Here is a 20,567-nt window from a genome sequence, read left to right on the forward strand (position 1 = left end):
CGTGACTGAAGGTTTAGCACTTAACGGGGTTATTTTTTTCAGGGTCAATGCCGTACTTCTGCATTGCCTTGGTAACCACGCTGGCTTCGATTAGCCCTTCTTCTTTCAGCGCATTTAAGGCAGCGATAGTGATGAAGTAACGATCTACTTCAAAGAATTCACGCAGCTTTTTACGAGAGTCACTACGGCCAAAGCCATCAGTACCTAATACCACATAACGTGAAGGAATAAATTCACGAACCTGGTCAGCATAAAGCTTCATGTAGTCCGTCGCTGCAACAACAGGACCTTGACGGTTAGCAAAGCAGCTAGTCACATAAGGCATTTTAGCTTCAGACTCTGGGTGCATTTGGTTCCAGCGCTTGGCTTCTAATGCTTCACGACGAAGTTCATTGAAGCTGGTTGCACTCCAAATATCAGACTCAACTTTAAAGTCTTTTTTCAACAGTTCTGCAGCAGCACGAACTTCTTGCAGGATGGTGCCACAGCCCATTAACTGAACTTTTAGCTTAGCTTTACGTGAGTTCTCTTCGAGGCAGTATAGACCTTTCAGAATGCCATCAATCACTGCAGGATCTTCAGGTAATGCTGGATGCTGGTAGTTCTCATTCATCGTGGTGATGTAATAGAACACATTTTCCTGCTCGGTGTACATCCGACGGATACCATCACGAACAATTACTGCTAGTTCGTAACCATAGGTTGGGTCATAGCTAACACAGTTTGGAATGGTAGAAGCTAAAATGTGGCTATGGCCATCTTGGTGCTGTAAGCCTTCACCATTGAGTGTGGTACGACCTGAGGTGGCACCAATGAGGAAGCCTCGTGCCTGAATATCTCCGGAAGCCCAAGCCAGGTCACCTGTACGTTGGAAACCGAACATTGAGTAGAATGCATAGAACGGAATCATGGGTACATTGTTGAAGCTATACGCCGTAGCAGCAGCAACCCACGCAGAGTGTGCACCAGCCTCATTAATACCTTCTTGCAGAATCTGACCTTTTTTGTCTTCTTTGTAGAACATGACTTGGTCAGAGTCGACAGGGTCATATAGCTGTCCAGCAGAAGAGTAAATACCTAGCTGGCGGAACATACCTTCCATACCAAAGGTACGTGCTTCGTCGGGAACAATAGGTACAACGTGCTCGCCAATGGCTTTGTCTTTAACCAACGCATTCAAGATACGGACAAATGCCATAGTGGTCGAAATTTCTCGCTCACCGCTGCCTTTAGTGACCTGCTCAAATGCTTTTAGCTCTGGAGTCGGCAGTGAAGAGCTCTTGGTCCGACGTTGAGGGATATAACCACCCAATGTCTGACGACGCTTGCGCATGTAGACCATTTCTGGGCTGTCCGCATCTGGGCAGAAGTATGGGACATTTTCAAGTTCGTCATCTTTGATGGGGATATCAAAGCGGTCACGGAACGCTTTTAGCTCATCTAGCTTCAGCTTCTTCAGTGAGTGTGTCGTGTTAGCAGCCATGCCACTACCGATTTCGTAACCTTTGACTGTCTTAGCCAGGATAACTGTTGGCTGACCAGTATGGTTAACAGCAGCATGGTAAGCCGCATAAACCTTATAAGGATCATGACCACCACGATTGAGCTTGTAAATATCGTCATCTGACAAGTGCTCAACCATTTTCAGTGTTTCACCGTGCTTACCAAAGAAGTGCTCGCGAGTATAAGAGCCACCTTTAGCTTTGTAGTTTTGGTAGTCGCCATCAACGCATTCATCCATACGTTGCTGTAATAGACCGTGATCGTCTTGGGCAAATAGAGGATCCCAGTGACGACCCCAAACCACTTTAATAACATTCCAGCCTGCACCGCGGAACTGTCCTTCAAGCTCTTGGATAATTTTGCCATTACCACGAACCGGACCGTCTAGACGTTGTAGGTTACAGTTAACCACAAAAATAAGGTTATCCAGGTTCTCACGGCCAGCCATACCAATGGCGCCCATAGATTCTGGCTCATCCATTTCACCATCACCTAGGAATGCCCAGACTTTACGGTTACCCGCTTTAGCCATGCTGCGGTTTTCCAAGTACTTCATAAAATGAGCTTGGTAAATGGCTTGTAATGGACCAAGGCCCATAGAAACGGTTGGGAACTGCCAGAAATCAGGCATCAGCCAAGGGTGAGGATAAGATGATAAGCCATTGCCATCAACCTCACGGCGGAAGTTATCAAGTTGTTGTTCGGTGATGCGGCCTTCTAAGAAGGCACGAGAATAGATACCTGGTGCAGTATGGCCTTGGAAGTAAATCAGGTCGCCATCATTTTCATCATTGGGACCTTTAAAGAAGTAATTAAAGCCAATATCATACAAGGTTGCGCTGGATGCAAAGCTGGAAATATGTCCACCAAGATCATCTGGACTCATGTTCGCTCGCATTACCATGGCCATCGCATTCCAACGAACTAACGAGCGGATTCTGCGCTCCATAAATAAGTCGCCAGGCATGCGTGCTTCACGGGATGACGGGATAGTGTTGCGATATGGCGTCGTAATAGCGTACGGCAACTGAGTTCCTTTGCGGCTCGCATATCGTGCAAGGCGAGTCAGCAAATAATGCGCACGATCTTCTCCCTCTTTTTCGAGTACGGACTCTAGCGCTTCGAGCCACTCTTGGGTTTCAATAGGATCCACATCATTTTGCATCATTTAAATTGCTCCAGGTCTTAGAAGCCTTGGGATCAGGCGTATAATGATTATAGCTACAAGGTTGTTAGCGCTTGATTATCTAAGAATTGAAAAGATTATTACGATTTTAATCTTTTTTATGTAGTAATACTACATATTGATCCAGTTTGAGGTCTTTAAAGCTGAGTTTATGTAGTAAAGCTACAAAAAAAGTAAGGTTAAAAACTGTTCAAAACCTTTAGGTTGTACCTTCTCATATGTCAAGTTTGAGTCAATAAGGATTAGCAATGCGATCATTGCCATTAAACGATTGTCCCCAGGAGATTAGTTCGTTAGTGACTTTTTACTGGGAGCAGTTTGTACAAAATTGCCGCGACAATAACACAACTTGCAATGACTTGGATAGATTGCCAGACAGTTTTTGGCCTGATTTGGTGACTGTGTGGGGAGGGAGTAGCTATGTTGCTCAGCAATGTTGTCATCACTCTGATTGGCTATTAGCGCTAGCGTCTGAATATGATCCACAACGCCAGATATCAACCATTTCGGTAATACCAACTCTATCAACGATACTTGCTGATATTGAGCGTGAAGATTTGGTGATGGAGGCAATACGACAGTTTCGCCATAGAAAAATGGTAGACATCATTTGGCGGGATTTAGCGAAAAAAGCATCGCTCGTTGAAACAACTACAGCCTTAACGCGGCTTGCAGAAGAATGTATTGATGCTGGTTATCATTGGTGTTACCAGCACTTCTCTAAACAGTGGGGAACTCCTGTCTTGCAACAAACGGGTCAGCAGGGTCAACCACAGCATATGGTTATTCTCGGTATGGGGAAGCTGGGGGCTGGGGAGTTGAACTTGTCCTCAGATATTGACTTGATATTTGCTTATCCCCAAGCAGGACAAACGGAAGGACAACAAAAGGTTATTAGTAATCAGGAGTTTTTTATTCGGCTTGGACAAAAGCTGATTAGTTTACTGGATGCTAATACAAAAGATGGTTTTGCTTTTCGGGTTGATATGCGGTTACGTCCTTATGGGCAAAGTGGTGCATTGGTTTTAAATTTTGATGCTATGGAGCAGTACTACCAGGACCAAGGGCGTGACTGGGAGCGCTTTGCCATGATTAAGGCGCGAGTGGTTGGCGGAGATAAAAAAGCAGGTGAAGACTTAATTGCTAGGCTAAAGCCATTTGTGTTCAGACGCTATGTGGATTTTAGTGCGATTAATGCACTGCGAGAAATGAAACAAATGATTAGCCGAGAGGTGGTACGCAAAGGTCGTCAACACAATATAAAGCTTGGACCAGGAGGCATTCGTGAGGTTGAGTTTATTGTTCAGGCTTTTCAATTAATTCATGGGGGACGAGACTCCGCACTACAGCAAAAATCAGTTTTTAAGTTGCTCAACGTGTTAGCAGGTCAGGGATATTTACCATTAGCCGCGACTGAAGAGCTTGAGAATGCCTACCATTTTTTACGTACACTAGAGCATGCGTTACAAGCATGGGCAGATCAGCAAACTCAAGACTTACCAACCAATAAAACACAACAAGATAGACTGGCCTGGAGCATGGGGTTTGTTGATTGGGATTCATTAGTTAAGGCCTTAGAAAAGCACCGTAAAAAAGTAAGTTACCATTTTTCACAAATGGTAGCAGAACCAACCGAAGAACATGCTTCTGATGAAGCGCTTTCTTGTTGGCAGTCTCTGTGGCAGGGGCAGCTAAATGAAGATGAAGCTATTCACCAGTTGATTGACCACCATTTTCAGCAGCCGGAAACTATTCTTCAGCGCTTACAACAACTGGCCAATGGTAAATCAGTGCGAATGATGCAGCGTAAAGGTCGACAACGCCTAGATACCTTCATGCCAATGTTGCTTGCTGCAGTAATTCATCAAAGTGATCCCAGTAATACTTTGCTAAGAGTTTTACCATTAGTGGAGGGTGTCTTAAGGCGAACAGCGTATTTATTGTTGTTAATTGAAAATCCTGAGGCGCTTCAGCAGCTATTAAAATTGTGTGCAGCAAGTCCTTGGATTGCCAATATTATTGCTCGCTACCCTGTATTACTTGATGAACTTTTAGATGTGGGGTCACTTTATTCACCACCAGATAAAGAGACGTTAGCCGATGAGCTTCGGCAGCAGCTAGCCAGAGTGCCAGAGGATGATATTGAGTTGCAGATGGAAACCTTGCGTTACTTCCGCATGGCTCATGTGCTTAGAGTTGCTGCCTCTGAAGTAGCTGGCACATTGCCATTGATGAAGGTTAGCGACTATTTAACATGGATTGCTGAGGCTGTTCTGGAGCATGTGCTGTTTATTGCGCTGCACTATGTGCAAAGCCGATATGGTCTTCCTGGTGGTATGGAGGGTGAGCAGGTTGAGTTTATTGTTATCGCCTACGGAAAATTAGCTGGCATTGAGTTAAGTTATGGGTCTGACTTGGATTTAGTATTTGTGTATAACGCACCTCATAACAAAGCGTCTTCTGGTCCGAAAGAAATTGATAATAGCCTTTATTTTATGCGCCTTGGACAACGGATGATTCACATCCTCACCGCGCAGACCCCTTCAGGGCAACTTTATGATGTCGATATGCGTTTGCGTCCGTCTGGCGCTTCAGGGTTGTTGGTCTCAACTATTAATGCTTATGCAGAGTATCAAGCTGATAAAGCCTGGACTTGGGAGCATCAAGCTCTGGTTAGGGCGAGAGTGGTGGCTGGATCTCCTCAGTTAACTGATCAATTTAATGGTGTTCGTGCTCAGGTGTTGAGTCAAACGCGAGATCAGGAAAAACTTAAAGAAGAAGTGATTTCAATGCGTAATAAAATGCGCAATAACCTGGCAACCAAGGAAACGAATGGAGGGCGGAGTGATTCTGCCTGGTTGCCTGAGGCTAAATTTAATCTTAAACACGATTATGGAGGTATCGTTGATATTGAATTTATGGTGCAATATATGGTCCTGGCTTGGTCGCACCAATATTCTGACTTACTAACCTATACCGATAATATTCGGATTTTGGAGGAGTTGGAGAAAGCAGGCTTTTTAGCACCTGAATCTGCTAACCTGCTCCGCGAGGCTTACAAGGCTTATCGTTCTGCGGCTCATCGGCTGGTATTACAAAACCAGTCTGGTGTGGTTACCGGCGATTTCTTTCATGAATATCGGCAGGGTGTTATTGCACTTTGGCAGCAACTACTGGGGGATACACCAAGCCCAGTAGCTCATGAGAGTGGTGCCGACTAAACTTATACCTTTTGCATGAGTGCTAATAGCTAATTGTTAAACCTGACATAGAGAAGCAGATTGAACAAGGAGTCTCATTTATGACGATGGCCGATCGCGATGGTCTGATTTGGTTTGATGGGGAGATGGTGCCTTGGCGTGAGGCTAAAACCCATGTGTTAACCCATACATTACATTATGGCTTAGGGGTATTTGAGGGGGTGCGTGCTTATCATACCGATCGTGGACCTTGCATATTCAGGTTGCAGGAACATACGGATCGTTTGTATCGAAGTGCACATATTTTGGGAATGAAAATCCCTTTTAGCAAAGAAGAGTTAATTGCTGCGCAAAAAGCGGCCGTTAAAGAGAATAAGCTAGATAACGCCTATCTAAGGCCAATGTGTTTTTATGGTTCAGAAGGAATGGGGCTGCGGGCTGACAACCTTAAAGTGCATACAATTGTTGCTGCTTGGGAGTGGCCTAGCTACATGAGTCCAGAAGCTTTAGAGCATGGTATTAAAATTAGAACCTCATCGTATACTCGTCACCATGTCAATATTACGATGTGTAAAGCAAAAGCCAATGGCAACTACATTAATTCAATGCTGGCACTAAAAGAGGCTCAAGACTGTGGCTGTGAAGAAGCACTGCTGCTGGATAATGAAGGGTATGTGGCTGAAGGAAGTGGTGAAAATATTTTCCTTGTTAAAAACGGTAAATTATTCACACCTGAACTAACTTCCTGCCTGGAAGGTATCACTCGAGATTCCATTTTACAGTTTGCCGCAGAGCTGGGCGTAGAAGTCATTGAAAAGCGTATTACTCGTGATGAGGTTTATGTCGCTGACGAAGCTTTTTTTACTGGAACTGCAGCTGAAGTATTGCCTATTAGGATGCATGATAATCGCATTATTGGTAAAGGTGATCGTGGCCCTATCACAACGAAACTGCAGCAAATGTACTTCGATCAGGTCACGGGTAAGCGCGATGCTAATCCCGAATGGCTCACTCCTGTGTTATGATCCCCCGTTTGACGAAATGTCAGTCATTTTTTCCTGTATCTGGGTGTCCAGATACAGGCTGCCTGAGTTTAGGCAAGAAAAGACTAACTCTAATGTAAATTGGTTGCGCGTGTGAAGATCCTTGTGGTTGGTCCCTCCTGGGTGGGGGATATGGTCATGGCACAAACACTGTTTATGAGTCTTAAGGCTCAACATCCAGGCTGTGCTATAGATGTCTTGGCACCAGAGTGGAGCCGCCCTATATTGCAGCGAATGCCTGAAGTGCATAAAAGTATTGCTATGCCTGTGGGGCATGGTGAACTGAAATTATCAGCACGTTGGCAGCTGGCCCGAAAATTACGCTATGAGCATTATGACCAAGCGATAGTTTTACCAAACTCATTGAAGTCTGCATTGATTCCTGCGATGGCAAAAATTCCGCAGCGAACTGGCTGGGTGGGTGAATGTCGTTATGGTTTTATCAATGATATACGCAAGCTGGATAAGTCAGCTTTACCTTTAATGATTCAGCGCTTTATAGCACTGGCTTACCCGACTAATGCACAGCTACCTGCTGATTTACCTGCCCCTGCGCTGCATGTCGATAAAGTTTCTTTACAAAAAGCATTAGCGCGTCATGAGTTAATGGCTGATGAAAACTCCCCTGTTCTCGCACTTTGTCCTGGTGCTGAATTTGGACCTGCAAAACGCTGGCCTGAACAGCACTACAGTGCGGTAGCTACGCATATGATTCAGGCTGGTTGGCAAGTATGGTTACTAGGTTCTGCAAAGGATCAGGAAGTGACTGCAAAGATTGCTTCGCAGATTCCTGAGCAGTGGCGGAATCAAGTGCAAAATTTAGCGGGTCGAACCTCACTAGCAGAAGTTATTGATTTACTCTCTATGGCTTCTGCTGTGGTTAGTAATGACTCTGGGTTAATGCATATTGCGGCAGCCCTCGAACGACCGCTAGTTGTGGTTTATGGGTCTACATCACCTGATTTTACGCCCCCTTTGAATCAACAACAGGTGATAGTGCGTTTAGGTTTGGAATGTAGTCCCTGTTTTAAGCGCGAGTGTCCATTAGGACATTTAAAGTGTCTTCACCAGTTAGCTCCGCCTATGGTGATTGAGGCACTACAAAAACTTGTGCCTGAGAATAAAAAGCCTGCAAAGAGCGTCGCTAGCTCATGTGGATAATGTTCAGTTAGATATTGAGCTGCAATGAAAAAAGTACTTGTTGTAAAAACCTCATCGCTTGGTGATGTCATACACACATTACCCGCTTTAACTGATGCGCAAGAAGCTATTCCAGGTATTCGATTTGACTGGGTTGTAGAAGAGGCATTTGCTGAAATTCCCCATTGGCATCCTGCTGTAGACAAAGTTATTCCTGTAGCCATTCGGCGCTGGCGGAAAAATATTTTGAAAACTATGAAGCAGGGTGAATGGCAGCAGTTTAAGCAACAGTTACAAGCTACAAAGTATGATGCTGTTATTGATGCACAAGGCTTATTGAAAAGTGCATGGCTGACTTATTTAACTCATGGCCAAAGCTATGGCATGGATAAATCATCTGTCAGAGAGGCATTAGCTGCTCACTTTTATCAACATACTATACCTGTTGTGAAAGGTATTCATGCTGTAGAGCGTGTTCGTCAGCTATTTGCAAATGCTTTGGATTATAAGCTGCCAAGCCAACGAGGACAGTTTGCTCTTGATAAAGCAATGTTAAATGCTGATTCAACTAAAACAAATCAGCTCGCTTCAGTATTGCCTTCCAACCCTTATGTTGTTTTTTTGCATGGTACAACACGCGAACAGAAGCATTGGCCAGAACCGTATTGGTTTGAGCTAGCAGAGAAACTTGCTGTACAGGGGCTTTATATTGTTTTGCCCTGGGGAAATGCGGTAGAGCGGCAGCGAGCTAACCTTATTCAATCTAAGGTCTCATCTAAAGCTGTGGTTTTACCCAAACTGAACCTTGCTGGTATAGCCAGTGTATTGGCCAAAGCGACCTGTGTTATTGCAGTAGATACTGGATTAGGTCATCTTGCGGCTGCTCTGGATAGGCCATGCATTTCTTTATATGGGCCAACGAGTCCACGCCTGGTAGGCACTTATGGTGAAGGTCAGTGTCATTTGACAGTTGATAATGCCAACGCTACTAACAATAAGCCACTTCCTGCTGTTGAACCTGCTATTTTTCGTAGCTTAATGCCAACTCAGGTATTTCAGGCAGTCCAGCCATTCTTAGCCTAGATCGTTGTTCTATGAAGTTAGCATTTATTCTCTTTAAGTATTTTCCTTATGGTGGATTGCAACGCGATTTTTTGCGTATTGCGCTTGAGTGCCAGAGTCGTGGGCATGAAGTTGTGGTTTATACCATGGATTGGCAAGGTGAAAAGCCGGTGGGTTTTGTGATTCACCAATTGAAACCAAAAGCTTTGGCCGCTCATAAGCGGGATAAGTGTTTTCACCAAGAGGTGATGAATCATATCGCGCAAAGCTCAGTAGATTGTGTTATTGGTTTTAATAAGATGCCAGGACTGGATATTTATTATGCGGCTGATGCTTGCTATGAAGACAAAGCACGTTTACAGCGAAGTAAATTATATCGTCTGATGCAACGCTATAAACATTTTTCTGCATTTGAGCGTGGGGTTTTCAGCCCTGAAGGCTCAACTCACATTTTATTGATTGCACCTGCTCAACAAGTTTTATTTGAACAGTACTATCACACTCCATCTGAACGTTTTCATGTGTTACCTCCAGGAATTTCACAGGATCGCTGTGCCCCAGAAAATGCCGATGAAATTCGTCAGCAGCTGCGTGAGGAATTTAATATTGCAGCAGGTGATAAGCTTGTATTGATGATAGGGTCTGGGTTTCGCACAAAGGGCCTGGATAGAGCCCTTAAGGCAATCGCAGCCTTACCAGATAAATTAAAACAAACTATATATTTTATGGTGATTGGTCAGGATAACGCTAAGCCATTTTGGCGACTGGCGCGTAAATTAGGCGTTGAAAAGCAGTTATCTGTTTTGTCTGGAAGAGATGATATTCCCCGATTTTTATTGGGAGCAGACTTACTGATTCATCCAGCCTATCACGAAAATACAGGTACTGTATTACTTGAAGCGGCCGTTGCAGGGTTACCAGTACTGACAACAGATGTTTGTGGTTATGCACACTATATAGATAAGGCCAATATTGGTTGTGTAGTGCAGTCGCCTTTTAAACAAGAAGATTTAAATCGACTGTTTCTGGCTATGCTCACAAATCAGGATGAACATCAGCAATGGCATGAAAATGGTTTAAAGTTTGCCAAGCACGCGGATATTTACAGCATGCCTCAGCAAGCAAGTACTTTGATTGAACAATTAGCCAGTCAGCGGGGTAAGTTGCTTTGACCATTTTTTTGCGAGAAGAGTTTGAAAAGTGCTGGGCTGGACTGGATCCATTTGAGCAGGTTAAGCAATTAAAGGGTAAAGTATTTCGTGAGCTGGAAGCACGTCGTACGCTTCAGTTTGAGTGTGCAGGGAAAAGTTATTTTGCAAAAATTCATGGTAGTGTTGGGTGGAAAGAAATACTTGCAAACCTTCTGCGATTTCGTTTGCCGGTATTGGGTGCAGAGAATGAGTGGTTAGCAATTCAGCGCTTGGAGAAAGCTGAAGTACCCACAATGACGGTAGCTGCATATGGAAAACGAGGAAAAAATCCTGCACAACAGCAGTCGTTTATTATTACTGATGATTTAACGAATACCATTAGTTTGGAGGATTATACGCTTGACTGGCTTAAGCATCCTCCATCTTATGCCATAAAATATCAACTGATTAAAAAAGTTGCTGAATACACGAGGAAGATGCATCAGAGCGGCGTTAACCATCGTGATTATTATATATGCCATTATTTATTACGCTTACCAGAACCTGGTTCTCAGTTAAGTGCAGAAACTTTAAAGCTCAATTTGATAGACCTGCATCGAGCACAAGTTCGTTCTAAAACGCCAGCACGCTGGATTAAAAAAGATTTAGCTGCACTCTACTTTTCGGTATTAGATATTGGCTTAACATACCGAGATGTCTTGCGGTTTATCCGTTATTATACTGGTGTACCACTGAGGCAAGCTTTGAACAATCAACGCTACTGGCAAAGCATTACTCACAAAGCAAAGAAAATGTACCTTCGAAAACAGCGAAAGGGTGATGCTATTTAGTGTATGTACTTGAGGAGCAGTAGTTTGATAACAACTGAGTGGACCATAACCCCTCGTTATCAGCAGGGTTATACTGAGGATGCCTTTTCTAGTTTGGAAAAAGTGTTTTCGTTACCTGGTGAGTTAATTACAACAGACCCTATAAGCGCTGTATATAAGGTTAGGGTTGGCGACAAGTACTATTTTGTTAAGCGCTATACGGCTGGAGGCAAAGGTGTTCGGCGTTACCTTGGACCAAGTCGGGTAAAAATGGAGTGGCAGAACCTTTTATTTTTTCAAAAATTAGGTCTTCCCACGGCGCCTATTGTTGCTTATGGAGAGTCCAGGCTTTTAGGTAAAACACTCCGCGGGGCACTTATCACGGAAGAGTTGGTTGGGACTGATGATTTAGCCTCATTAGCGCAGGCCAAGGCATCCTGTTTAAAAGATCATGACTGGGTTACAGCGGTTAGCAATCAGGTGGCTGATGCGACGCAAGTGCTACATCGGGAAAGGTTCGCTCATAACGATTTAAAGTGGCGTAATGTCTTAGTAACGACTGGACCTAATCCACAAATTTATTTAATTGATTGTCCTGCCGGCACTCGCTGGTTTGGTCCGATGCTTAGCTATCGTAAAATTAAAGACCTGGCATGCTTGGATAAGGTTGCTAAGTATCAGTTAACCCCAAAACAACGCCTAGCATTTTATAAGCGCTACCGGCAATGCGGTAAATTGTCTATTGCCGATAAGCATCAAATTCGTAAAATCGTGCAGTTTTTTGCTGGTCGAGAATAGGTGTATTGGTGACGAGTACGACGAGTTTAGGCCCAATGCTGTCCATAAATGATTTGGTTGAGGCCAATCGTGATGTTCTATGCCCTTTTCGCATAAGCTTTCAAAATAAGGAAAGCACAACCTTAGTCCAGCTTAGCTGTGAGCATATTTTTAGGTTACTTCCCAAGAAGCGTTTGGTTTGTCGCGCCAAAGTGAATGGCAAGCAGGTTCTAGTAAAACTTTTTATGGGGAGTAATGCTGAAAAGTATTTACATCGAGAGTTACGTGGTGTTAATGCGCTACAAGAAGCGGGTTTGCAAACTGCAGATGTGATAACCCATGGAGCAGCTGATCAAGGAACAGGACAAGTACTCGTGCTCTCTTACTTGAAAGGTACAGAAAGCTTACAAGCACAATGGGACCATGTCAGTGACCAGCAATCGCGCTTAACAATTCTTAGACGAATAATGCCTTTAATTGCAGGTATGCATGATGCAGGGCTTAAGCAAAACGATATACACCTAAATAATTTTCTTGCAGATGAGCAGGGGCAGCTGTTTATTGTTGATGGTGATGGTGTCGAAATGACACGGCAAGGCTCGTCTTTATTGGAAAGTGAAGTAATAGATAATCTGGCGTTATTGTTTGCGCAATTACCTCCTGAATATGATGACTTTGTAAGTGAATTAATCACTGTTTATAATGCGCGCACTACGCGAGCCAAAGTTGAAGTGGAAGCACTTTTATCTAGGGTCAAATTTCGTCGGCATTGGCGCTTGCAACGCTATTTGAAAAAGATATATCGCGATTGTACGGAGTTTGTTGTTAACCATAAGTGGCAGCGTTATTGTGTAACTCGTCGAGAGCTAGCGACGAAGGAATGGCTTGAGTTTTTAGCAAATCCTGAAACCTATATAGGTACAGGAAAGAGGCTTAAAAGTGGTAATACAGCAACGGTAGCGTTGGTGGAAGTTGCTGGGCGTCAGGTCGTGGTTAAACGTTACAATATCAAGAGTTGGCAGCACCGTTTAAGTCGTTGCTGGCGTCCTTCTAGGGCATGGATGTCGTGGCGTAATGGGTATATGTTAACCATGCTGGGGATATCAACCCCCCTTCCATTAGCTATGATTGAAGAGCGTTTTGGTTGTCTTAGGGGACGAGCCTATTTGATTTTAGATTATGTTGCAGCTCCTGACTTAATGCATTGGTCTCAGCAAAAGAATGTTCAGGAACAGCTACCAATCATTAAAAGCCAGCTAAGTAAGCTTTTCTCTATTTGGCTGAACAATAGTATTAGTCATGGTGATTTGAAAGGCAATAATCTGTTAATCAGTGAAAAAATGGATATACAGGTTATTGACTTAGATGCGATGCAAATGCATTCAAATCAGAAACAGCATCAGCATTATTTTCAAAAAGACATGCAGCGATTTTTAAAAAACTGGACCGATAGTCCTGGTTTGTGTGATGCCTTTGAACCATTAGTTCAGCATATCAATGCACAGATAGAGCAGTTAAAATAGAAAAAATTAAGTATTAAATAAGTAAGCTTGATTCAAGCCTAATTCGTTGAGTTTACAGTTATAGCGATTTATTTGCGGGAAAAGTTATAAGTGTAGATATTAAGCGTGAAAGGCTTAAAAAAACAAAGAGGAAAGTCGTGTGGCATTAACGGTTTTGGGGTTATCTGGTGCACTGGGGCATGATCCTTCAGCAGCTATTTATGTTGATGGTAAGCTGGTTGCTGCTGTAGAAGAGGAGCGTTTTCTGCGCGATAAGCATGCTAAAAATAAAATGCCAATAGAATCTACCAAATTTTGTTTGGCTCAAGCTGGTATTACTCCACGAGATATTGATGTGGTTGCTGTACCCTATGCGCCTATTTCATTGGCAACACCTGCACGTTGGCATTATGCAAAACGTTACTGGTATGCTCCTGACCGCTCTTTGGATGCACTGTTAAATGGCAATCGCCGCTATCGTCGTTATGTTGGACGTATCCGTGAAATGCTGGAGTCATTAGGTTTTGACTGGAATAAAATAGAGTTTGAACCTGTAGAACACCATTTAGCTCATGCCTCAAGTGCCTATCACTTAAGTGGTTTTAAAGAAAAAACGGCCATTATGGGAATTGATGGTAAAGGTGAATATGCCACAACATTTTTTGGTTATGGAGAAAATGGAAAGATTCATAAAGTTAAAGAGTTTTATGATCCTGACTCTTTAGGTGGTTTATACGGCGCTATTACCGAATACCTTGGTTTCGATATGCTTGATGGAGAGTATAAGGTGATGGGGATGGCTCCTTATGGCGATCCAGATAAATATGATTTATCACGATTAATTAAGTTTGATGGTAAAAATTTCGAGGTTAATACTGATTACGCCAATGTCATAGGGCTAAGACGTTATAAAGAAAAGGGGCGTGGTTTTTATTTCAGTCCTAAATTGGTTGAATGGCTAGGGCCTCGTCGTAAAGGAGATATGGCTGATGATCCCTATATACATTATGCTGCGTCTATGCAAAAGCTTTATGAAGATGTCTCATTAAAGTTAATGGATTATTATTTGGGTGATATTATCAAAGAGACGGGTTTAATTGCGTTTTCTGGTGGTGGCGCTTTGAATGTAAAATTAAACCAAAAAATTATTGCTCGTCCAGAAGTAAAAGAGCTATTTGTACAACCAGCTTCAGGTGATGCAGGTACTGCGGTAGGTGCTGCTTCGTATGTTGTAGAGAAACGAGGCATTAAAGTTGAAAAAATGGAGCATGTTTACCTTGGTCCATCATTTAATAATGAGCAAGTGATTGAAGCCTGTCAGCAACATGCAGAGAAACCAAAGTTTTTACAAATTGATAATGTGCCACAACGTATTGCTAAAATTTTATCTGAAGGAAACCCTGTGGCTTGGTTTCAAGGGCGGATGGAGTTTGGACCGCGAGCATTAGGCCACCGCAGTATTTTAGGGTGTCCAAGTTTTAAAGGCATTGCTGACCGAATTAATGAACAAATTAAATTTCGTGAACGGTGGCGACCCTTTTGTCCAAGTATGCTGGATAGGGTGGCAAAAGAGATGTTTAAAGTAGATCATCCTGCGCCTTTCATGACATTTACTTTTGAAGTGAATGAAGAATGGAAGGAAAGAGTACCAGAGGTTGTTCATGAGGATGGAACTTCTCGTGGCCAAGCCGTAAAACAGGAATTTAATCCTCGTTACTATGCTTTATTGGAAGAAATGGAAAAGTTGACAGGTAATGGAGTCGTTTTGAACACGTCATTAAATCGTCGTGGTGAGCCTGTAGTGTGTACACCAACAGATGCTTTGAACATGTTTTTTGGCTCAGATCTGCAATACCTTATTATGGAAGATATTTTGGTTGTTAAAGCTGAATTTCCAGCAGATATCGAAGAGCCCATAAACTAATAATTAAGTAAGACGACTATTGCTCCTAGTAGGAGCTATAGTCGTTTTTGAAAAGGTTAAGTCTATGTATGTATTGCAGCTTTGTCATGATTACAAGCCTCCTTTTTTAAGTGTGGCTAATCAGTATGCTGCATTATTTGATGATACCCCTTTTAAGGTTGTTACGGTCTACTTAAAAGGAGAGCCGAAAGAGGAAGTTATTAAAGCCTCTAACTCATCAGAAGTTATTTTTTTAAATTATTCATCAAAGCAACTACGTGGTTTGAAAAGACAGCAAATTGCTGATTTAAAAAAACTACATAAAAAATTTAATTTTAAATTTGTTTTAGCTCACCGATATAAAGCCTTATTTATTGCATCTCATATACCTAGCGTCCCGTGTGTTGGTATTCATCATGCATTTGGAGACTACCAGCGTTTAACAAGACGTTGGTATGTGAATAAGCATCGTGAGCGTTTATTTTTATTGGGTGTATCTGATGCAGTACGTGATGATATGCGTGGCTGTTTAACAAAGTGGGATCCATCAAAAATTCAAACACTCTATAATCGAGTCGATTATGAGCAACTTAAGTTCCAATTGATTGATAAGGAATCTGCTCGCAAAAAGTTAGGTTTGCCTGTGGATAAATTTATTTATGCAAATGTTGGTCGGTTACATCCAGATAAAGATCAGGCAACGTTGATTAAAGCTTTTGCGCAAGTTATTCAAAAACAGCCGAATTCACTGCTTGCAATAATCGGAAGTGGTCGTCTTCAGAGTGAGCTTGAAGAACTGACGAAAACACTGGGTATTATGGATAGTGTTTTATTTTTAGGGCAAGTCAAAGAGGCTGCTAGATATTTTAAAGCATTTGATAGCTTCGTGCTGTCTTCTGATCATGAGCCTTTTGGTATGGTCTTGTTAGAAGCAATGGCAGCAGGGTTACCTATTATTTCGACAGATTGTGGTGGCGCGAAAGAAGTTGTGTCAGGATGTGGTGCTCTCTTTACACTGGGTGATGACAAGGCGTTGGTAAATAAAATGCTTGAGGTTCATCATTATGACTCTGTAATGATGAACCAGCTGGTTGATAGTATGGACAGAAAGGTTACTAAAAACTTTTCTTATGCGGCTGTTAAGAACTGTTTTTGGCAGATACCTTTTGTTCAACAGATTAGTGGAGTTTAATGCCAGTGAATTGGTTGATTAAGTGGCACATGAGGCATTGGACAACAATACCTTATTCGACTTATTGCAAGGCATATAACCAGTGGGGGGGGAGTTTTATTACTCACCCAGAGGTTATTCAGGGGATTTCAGAGTTACTTGAGATTCCCGTTATGTTCCAAGGACGCTATGAGGATGATAAGTTAGTAGCTGCTGTTCCTACCTGGGGGAACTATATTGCTGGTAGTAAAACTGCATTAAAAAAACTTGGTAAACGAGGATTAATTGATGTTGGTAATCCTGAAGTGATATTACCAATGAGCCCTAATATACGGATTGTATTGCCTTACAAATCTGACTTTATTTCAGGTGAACACCAACCTCAGATAATTAATTTAAAGAATAAAGGAAAAGCACTTTGTTTAGCAAAAGGCTTCCATTCTGATGGTTTCTCGAAGAAATTTAAATATAATCATCGACGAGAAATTAGATTATTTCAAAATGAGGGTGGTGAATTTAAACCAATAAATAGTATAGCTGTAGATCAATTATGTGCGATTTATCTTGAGCTTTTTGAAAAACGTTGGGGATTTAGTGCTAAAGGCTCTGCCTTAATGAGCAAAGTTCTTGATAAATTATATACATTTTTAACTGGAAACATTTTATATATAGCTGATGAACCTATTGCTATTCAGCTAGTGTATCAAGTTGAAACGGTAAATCACTTGAGTGTGGAGTACGTAAATGGAGGAGTTAATCCTGCCTATAAGAACCATAGTCCGGGTAGTATTTTAAGTTTTACAAACATACAACAAGCACAAGAGTTCGCTGACAGTAAAAATAAACCACTACGTTATTCTTTCGGTTTGGCAGATAATGATTATAAACTTCGTTGGTGTAACAAAAGTCCAGTGTTTTTAACATAAAATTTATTATGAATACTCAATCTGCTACTTGGCTAAAAAGAAAGAAACAAAAAAATAAAATCAAAGCATGCTTAATTGTAGGATTAGGCATAATTGGTATTGTTCTTGGTTTTTATTGGCAGTCATTATTGCTGCTTTTATTATTTTATATTGCTCATGAGCTTCTTTGGTCTGATCATATTTTTTATAACCCTAAATCTGATTATCTATACAGCTTTCCAAAGGCTATTTGTACAAAAGCGAAGTTGGAAAATGGTAGATTATGCTTAGTTAAGGGCGATGGATTGGCAACGTGCGACACAGCAGTACTTGCTATATCAATAAAGAGTGATGTCTTTTTAGGCACTATATTTGATCCATATGTTGAAATCAGTGATGGTAAGCACATTGCTAAGCAGTATTTTGAAAGGGGGTTGAAGGGGAAAAGATATATTAATATCAGTGGTTGGTTGGAAAAACTCATTGATGGAGAAGTAGTTTCTATCAAATTTAAATACTGTCAGCCACTGCCCAGCGATATTGTAGTTTATGGATTTTGTCATGAAGACTTCATCAATAAGAAGACTTTAATTATTGCTCCTCATGCTGATGATGCTGAATTAGCTGCTTTTGGCTTGTATAGTCAGGTAAAGGATGTTGCAGTTGTTACACTCACCGCTGGTGAGGTTGAAGCAGAAAGTTTCTCACATGTATATGCTGATGGTAAGAAGGCATCATTATTAAAAGGGCGGCTGAGAGCATTTGACAGTATTGCCGTTCCACAATGGGGGGGCGTTAAACCAGAGAATATCATCCACCTTGGTTATTTTTGTTTGCGTCTAAAAGAGATGTTTGATGATCTGAGTAAAACGACTATTTCATTAACGGCTGGAGTTGACTCAACAAAAGTGTTCCGAGAGTTTAATTCATTTTCACTTCCTAGTGATAAGAATAACCATGCTTCAGGAGAGAATCTGATTAGAGACCTGAAATTCTTGATTGAAAAGTTTAAGCCTGAAGTTATTATCATGCCACATAGTCAGCTAGATCCCCATGAAGATCACATATATGCTTCAAAATTTGTTGAGCTAGCGATCAAAGAGTCCTCTTTCAAAGGGGTTGAATATATGCTCGGTTACGCGAATCATTTTCATTACACAGATATGCATCCCTTTGGTCCGCCACACTCTATAGCTTCATTACCACCAAATATAGAATCAGTTCAAGCTATTTATGGGCTATTTTCTCTTTCGTTAAGTGAAAATGTGCAAAAGAATAAAGTTTATGCTTTGGAAATGATGCATGACTTAAAAAGGCCTGTGAAACTTAAAAAAGTTATTAGATCGCTAATCCAGAAAATAATAGGAAGATCATATGGTAGATATGGATATGACGCATACTTCTCGAAAAACATAAAAAACAATGAATTTTTTTACTTTAAAAAATGATGTTTATATGGCAGTTTTATAGGTTGCTTGGCGACTGTATAAGGTAAGTAATATGAATAGAAAAAAAGTATTACAGCTTCAGCAAAAGTATTATATACGAACTTCTGACCTGCATGAAGAAATCATAAAAGGCTTACCAAGAGAAGACTTTGAAGTTACTGCAGCTTATTTTTGTGAAGAACCAGCAGAAAAAGATATGATCACAGTTGCTGAGAATAAAAAATATTTTAAGCTCACTAAAAAACAAATGAAAGGCTTTCGCTTGAAAGCTGTTTACCAATTATGGAAGTATTGTAAAGATAAAGCATTTAACGTGGTAATAACGCATAGATTTAAGTCGTTTGATGTTATGCTCATTGTTAATAAACTTATTAAAATACCAAACTGTATTTCAGTAGTTCATGGTGTAGGAGATTTTGATAGACTTTATAGGCGATTTATTTCAAATTTACTAATTGATGATAAATGGACTATTGTTGCTGTCTCTCAAACAGTAAAAGAATATATTATAAAACAATGTAAATGTTTTAATGATCATAATGTCAAAGTTATACCTAATGCTGTTGATCTTGACTATATTGAGTCAAATATGCTTGAAAAAAATGCTGCGAGACAGGAAATAGAAGTTGATGAGAGTGATGTTATAATTGGTACGATTGGGCGTTTGGTTAAAGTTAAGGGCCATGAGTATTTAATTAAGTCCTTTGCTGAAATTTCGCAGAAAGATAAAAGTATCAAGTTAGTCATAATTGGTGGGGGGGAGCTCGAACAGTCACTACAAAACCTAGCTAAAAATTTGGGTGTTGAAGATAGAGTTTTATTTACGGGTGAAATTTTTAATGCATACAGACTTCTTAAAGCATTTGACTTATTTGTTCTACCTTCGTTAGAAGAGGGTATGCCTCTCGTAATATTTGAAGCATTAATTGCTAAGGTCCCTATTATTTCAACAAATGTTGGAGGTATTCCTGAAGTTATCAATGATACAATTGCAAAATTAGTTCCTCCTACAGATATTGATAGTTTAATCAGTCAAATTACAGAATTTTTAGATTTATCAGTTGCTGATAAAAAAAGGATTATTGACAATGGTTATTATTATGTAAAAGAGAATCATTCCATAAAAATATATAGAGAACGGTATAAAGCAATAATTAGTCGCTCCTGAAAAAGCTGTCTCCTCAGATTGTACTGGTCAGCCCAAATTGGACACATTTAGTTGAGAATTTTCAAACTCTATGGGTGACAAATCACCATTGGCAGAATGCAGTCGCTCTATGTTGTAATACTGTAAGCGCCAAAGCAACTACAGGTATTTTAAAGCAATCAACCAGTATAAAATATCCAACTAAGAGATGGCGAGCTTAAACTTCTGTGGAAGCAAGATGGTTATCGTGGTGGGCGAGTTGCCAAGGCAGTAGCGCTTCGATATCAGCCAGTGATTGTGCATTAGGCAACAGTGTAAATACCCGTTGTAAATACGAGAACGGCTCAAGCCCATTAGCTTTAGCGGTTTCAATTAAGCTATATAAATTGGCACTGGCTTTGGCTCCTGATTGACTATTCGCGAATAACCAATTTTTTCGTCCAATCACGAAGGGCCGTATGGCATTTTCTGCAGGATTATTATCAATCGGATAAGTGCCATCCTCGAGATAGCCGACAAGTCGCTCCCACTGGTTATGTAAGTATTGTATTGCTTTACCTAAGGCCATTTTAGGTGGTGTGTGTTGCAGGGTTTTATTGAGCCAGCTTTTTAATTTATCG

General features: G+C 41.3%; 15 protein-coding genes. 13 read left to right on the top strand and 2 right to left on the bottom strand.

Features of this window, described 5'->3' with window-relative positions; translation table 11 throughout:
• Nucleotides 1–13: 13 nt before the first annotated feature.
• Complete coding sequence (gene aceE, locus KCG35_RS06400; protein WP_215818864.1) at nt 14–2,668, bottom strand: pyruvate dehydrogenase (acetyl-transferring), homodimeric type; 2,655 nt, start codon at nt 2,666–2,668, stop codon at nt 14–16.
• A gap of 269 nt (nt 2,669–2,937) precedes the next feature.
• Here aceE and glnE point away from each other — a divergent pair, with 269 nt between their 5' ends.
• From glnE to KCG35_RS06465, 13 genes are all read left to right on the top strand, one after another.
• The gene (gene glnE, locus KCG35_RS06405; protein WP_215818848.1) at nt 2,938–5,910 is read left to right on the top strand and encodes a bifunctional [glutamate--ammonia ligase]-adenylyl-L-tyrosine phosphorylase/[glutamate--ammonia-ligase] adenylyltransferase; all 2,973 of its coding nucleotides are present in this window, start codon (nt 2,938–2,940) and stop codon (nt 5,908–5,910) included.
• Between the two features lie 80 nt (nt 5,911–5,990).
• Nucleotides 5,991–6,914 carry a branched-chain amino acid transaminase gene (locus tag KCG35_RS06410; protein WP_215818849.1) on the top strand — a complete coding sequence of 308 codons (924 nt, stop codon included), beginning with the start codon at nt 5,991–5,993 and terminating at the stop codon, nt 6,912–6,914.
• Nucleotides 6,915–7,025: 111 nt separating this feature from the next.
• Nucleotides 7,026–8,093 (top strand): lipopolysaccharide heptosyltransferase II, encoded by a 1,068-nt coding sequence (gene waaF / locus KCG35_RS06415; RefSeq protein WP_215818850.1) that lies wholly within the window; start codon nt 7,026–7,028, stop codon nt 8,091–8,093.
• 24 nt (nt 8,094–8,117) lie between these two features.
• Nucleotides 8,118–9,155, top strand: coding sequence for a lipopolysaccharide heptosyltransferase I (gene waaC / locus KCG35_RS06420; RefSeq protein WP_215818851.1), 1,038 nt, complete (start codon nt 8,118–8,120; stop codon nt 9,153–9,155).
• Nucleotides 9,156–9,166: 11 nt separating this feature from the next.
• Nucleotides 9,167–10,306 (top strand): glycosyltransferase family 4 protein, encoded by a 1,140-nt coding sequence (locus KCG35_RS06425; protein WP_215818852.1) that lies wholly within the window; start codon nt 9,167–9,169, stop codon nt 10,304–10,306.
• Nucleotides 10,303–11,115, top strand: a complete 813-nt coding sequence (gene rfaP / locus KCG35_RS06430) for a lipopolysaccharide core heptose(I) kinase RfaP (protein WP_215818853.1) — start codon at nt 10,303–10,305, stop codon at nt 11,113–11,115. Before KCG35_RS06425 ends, rfaP begins: the two co-directional genes overlap by 4 nt.
• A 24-nt stretch (nt 11,116–11,139) precedes the next feature.
• Nucleotides 11,140–11,892 carry a lipopolysaccharide kinase InaA family protein gene (locus KCG35_RS06435; RefSeq protein ID WP_215818854.1) on the top strand — a complete coding sequence of 251 codons (753 nt, stop codon included), beginning with the start codon at nt 11,140–11,142 and terminating at the stop codon, nt 11,890–11,892.
• 8 nt (nt 11,893–11,900) lie between these two features.
• Nucleotides 11,901–13,394, top strand: coding sequence for a lipopolysaccharide kinase InaA family protein (locus KCG35_RS06440; protein WP_215818855.1), 1,494 nt, complete (start codon nt 11,901–11,903; stop codon nt 13,392–13,394).
• A gap of 139 nt (nt 13,395–13,533) precedes the next feature.
• Nucleotides 13,534–15,297 carry a carbamoyltransferase family protein gene (locus KCG35_RS06445; protein WP_215818856.1) on the top strand — a complete coding sequence of 588 codons (1,764 nt, stop codon included), beginning with the start codon at nt 13,534–13,536 and terminating at the stop codon, nt 15,295–15,297.
• 64 nt (nt 15,298–15,361) lie between these two features.
• A complete protein-coding gene (locus tag KCG35_RS06450; protein ID WP_215818857.1) occupies nt 15,362–16,468 on the top strand; it encodes a glycosyltransferase in 1,107 nt (368 codons plus the stop codon).
• A 5-nt stretch (nt 16,469–16,473) separates the two neighbouring features.
• The gene (locus KCG35_RS06455) at nt 16,474–17,373 is read left to right on the top strand and encodes a GNAT family N-acetyltransferase (RefSeq protein WP_215818858.1); all 900 of its coding nucleotides are present in this window, start codon (nt 16,474–16,476) and stop codon (nt 17,371–17,373) included.
• An 8-nt stretch (nt 17,374–17,381) separates the two neighbouring features.
• Entirely contained in the window at nt 17,382–18,800 is a 1,419-nt protein-coding gene (locus KCG35_RS06460) for a PIG-L deacetylase family protein (protein ID WP_215818859.1), read from the top strand.
• 52 nt (nt 18,801–18,852) lie between these two features.
• Complete coding sequence (locus KCG35_RS06465; RefSeq protein WP_215818860.1) at nt 18,853–19,968, top strand: glycosyltransferase; 1,116 nt, start codon at nt 18,853–18,855, stop codon at nt 19,966–19,968.
• 196 nt (nt 19,969–20,164) lie between these two features.
• Here KCG35_RS06465 and KCG35_RS06470 read toward each other — a convergent pair.
• Nucleotides 20,165–20,567 (bottom strand): IS66 family transposase (locus tag KCG35_RS06470; RefSeq protein WP_215818861.1); only part of this gene is annotated, 403 nt, incomplete at its 5' end.

The sequence above is a fragment of the Zooshikella harenae genome, from assembly GCF_018837975.1.
GTDB classification, from domain to species: domain Bacteria; phylum Pseudomonadota; class Gammaproteobacteria; order Pseudomonadales; family Zooshikellaceae; genus Zooshikella; species Zooshikella harenae.

Bases quoted from the DNA above. Each gene is read 5' to 3' on its own strand.
- aceE (WP_215818864.1), bottom strand. From the start codon at position 2,668: ATGCAAAATGATGTGGATCCTATTGAAACCCAAGAGTGGCTCGAAGCG.
- KCG35_RS06450 (WP_215818857.1), top strand. From the start codon at position 15,362: ATGTATGTATTGCAGCTTTGTCATGATTACAAGCCTCCTTTTTTAAGT.
- KCG35_RS06425 (WP_215818852.1), top strand. From the start codon at position 9,167: ATGAAGTTAGCATTTATTCTCTTTAAGTATTTTCCTTATGGTGGATTG.
- KCG35_RS06410 (WP_215818849.1), top strand. From the start codon at position 5,991: ATGACGATGGCCGATCGCGATGGTCTGATTTGGTTTGATGGGGAGATG.
- KCG35_RS06460 (WP_215818859.1), top strand. From the start codon at position 17,382: ATGAATACTCAATCTGCTACTTGGCTAAAAAGAAAGAAACAAAAAAAT.
- KCG35_RS06465 (WP_215818860.1), top strand. From the start codon at position 18,853: ATGAATAGAAAAAAAGTATTACAGCTTCAGCAAAAGTATTATATACGA.
- glnE (WP_215818848.1), top strand. From the start codon at position 2,938: ATGCGATCATTGCCATTAAACGATTGTCCCCAGGAGATTAGTTCGTTA.
- waaC (WP_215818851.1), top strand. From the start codon at position 8,118: ATGAAAAAAGTACTTGTTGTAAAAACCTCATCGCTTGGTGATGTCATA.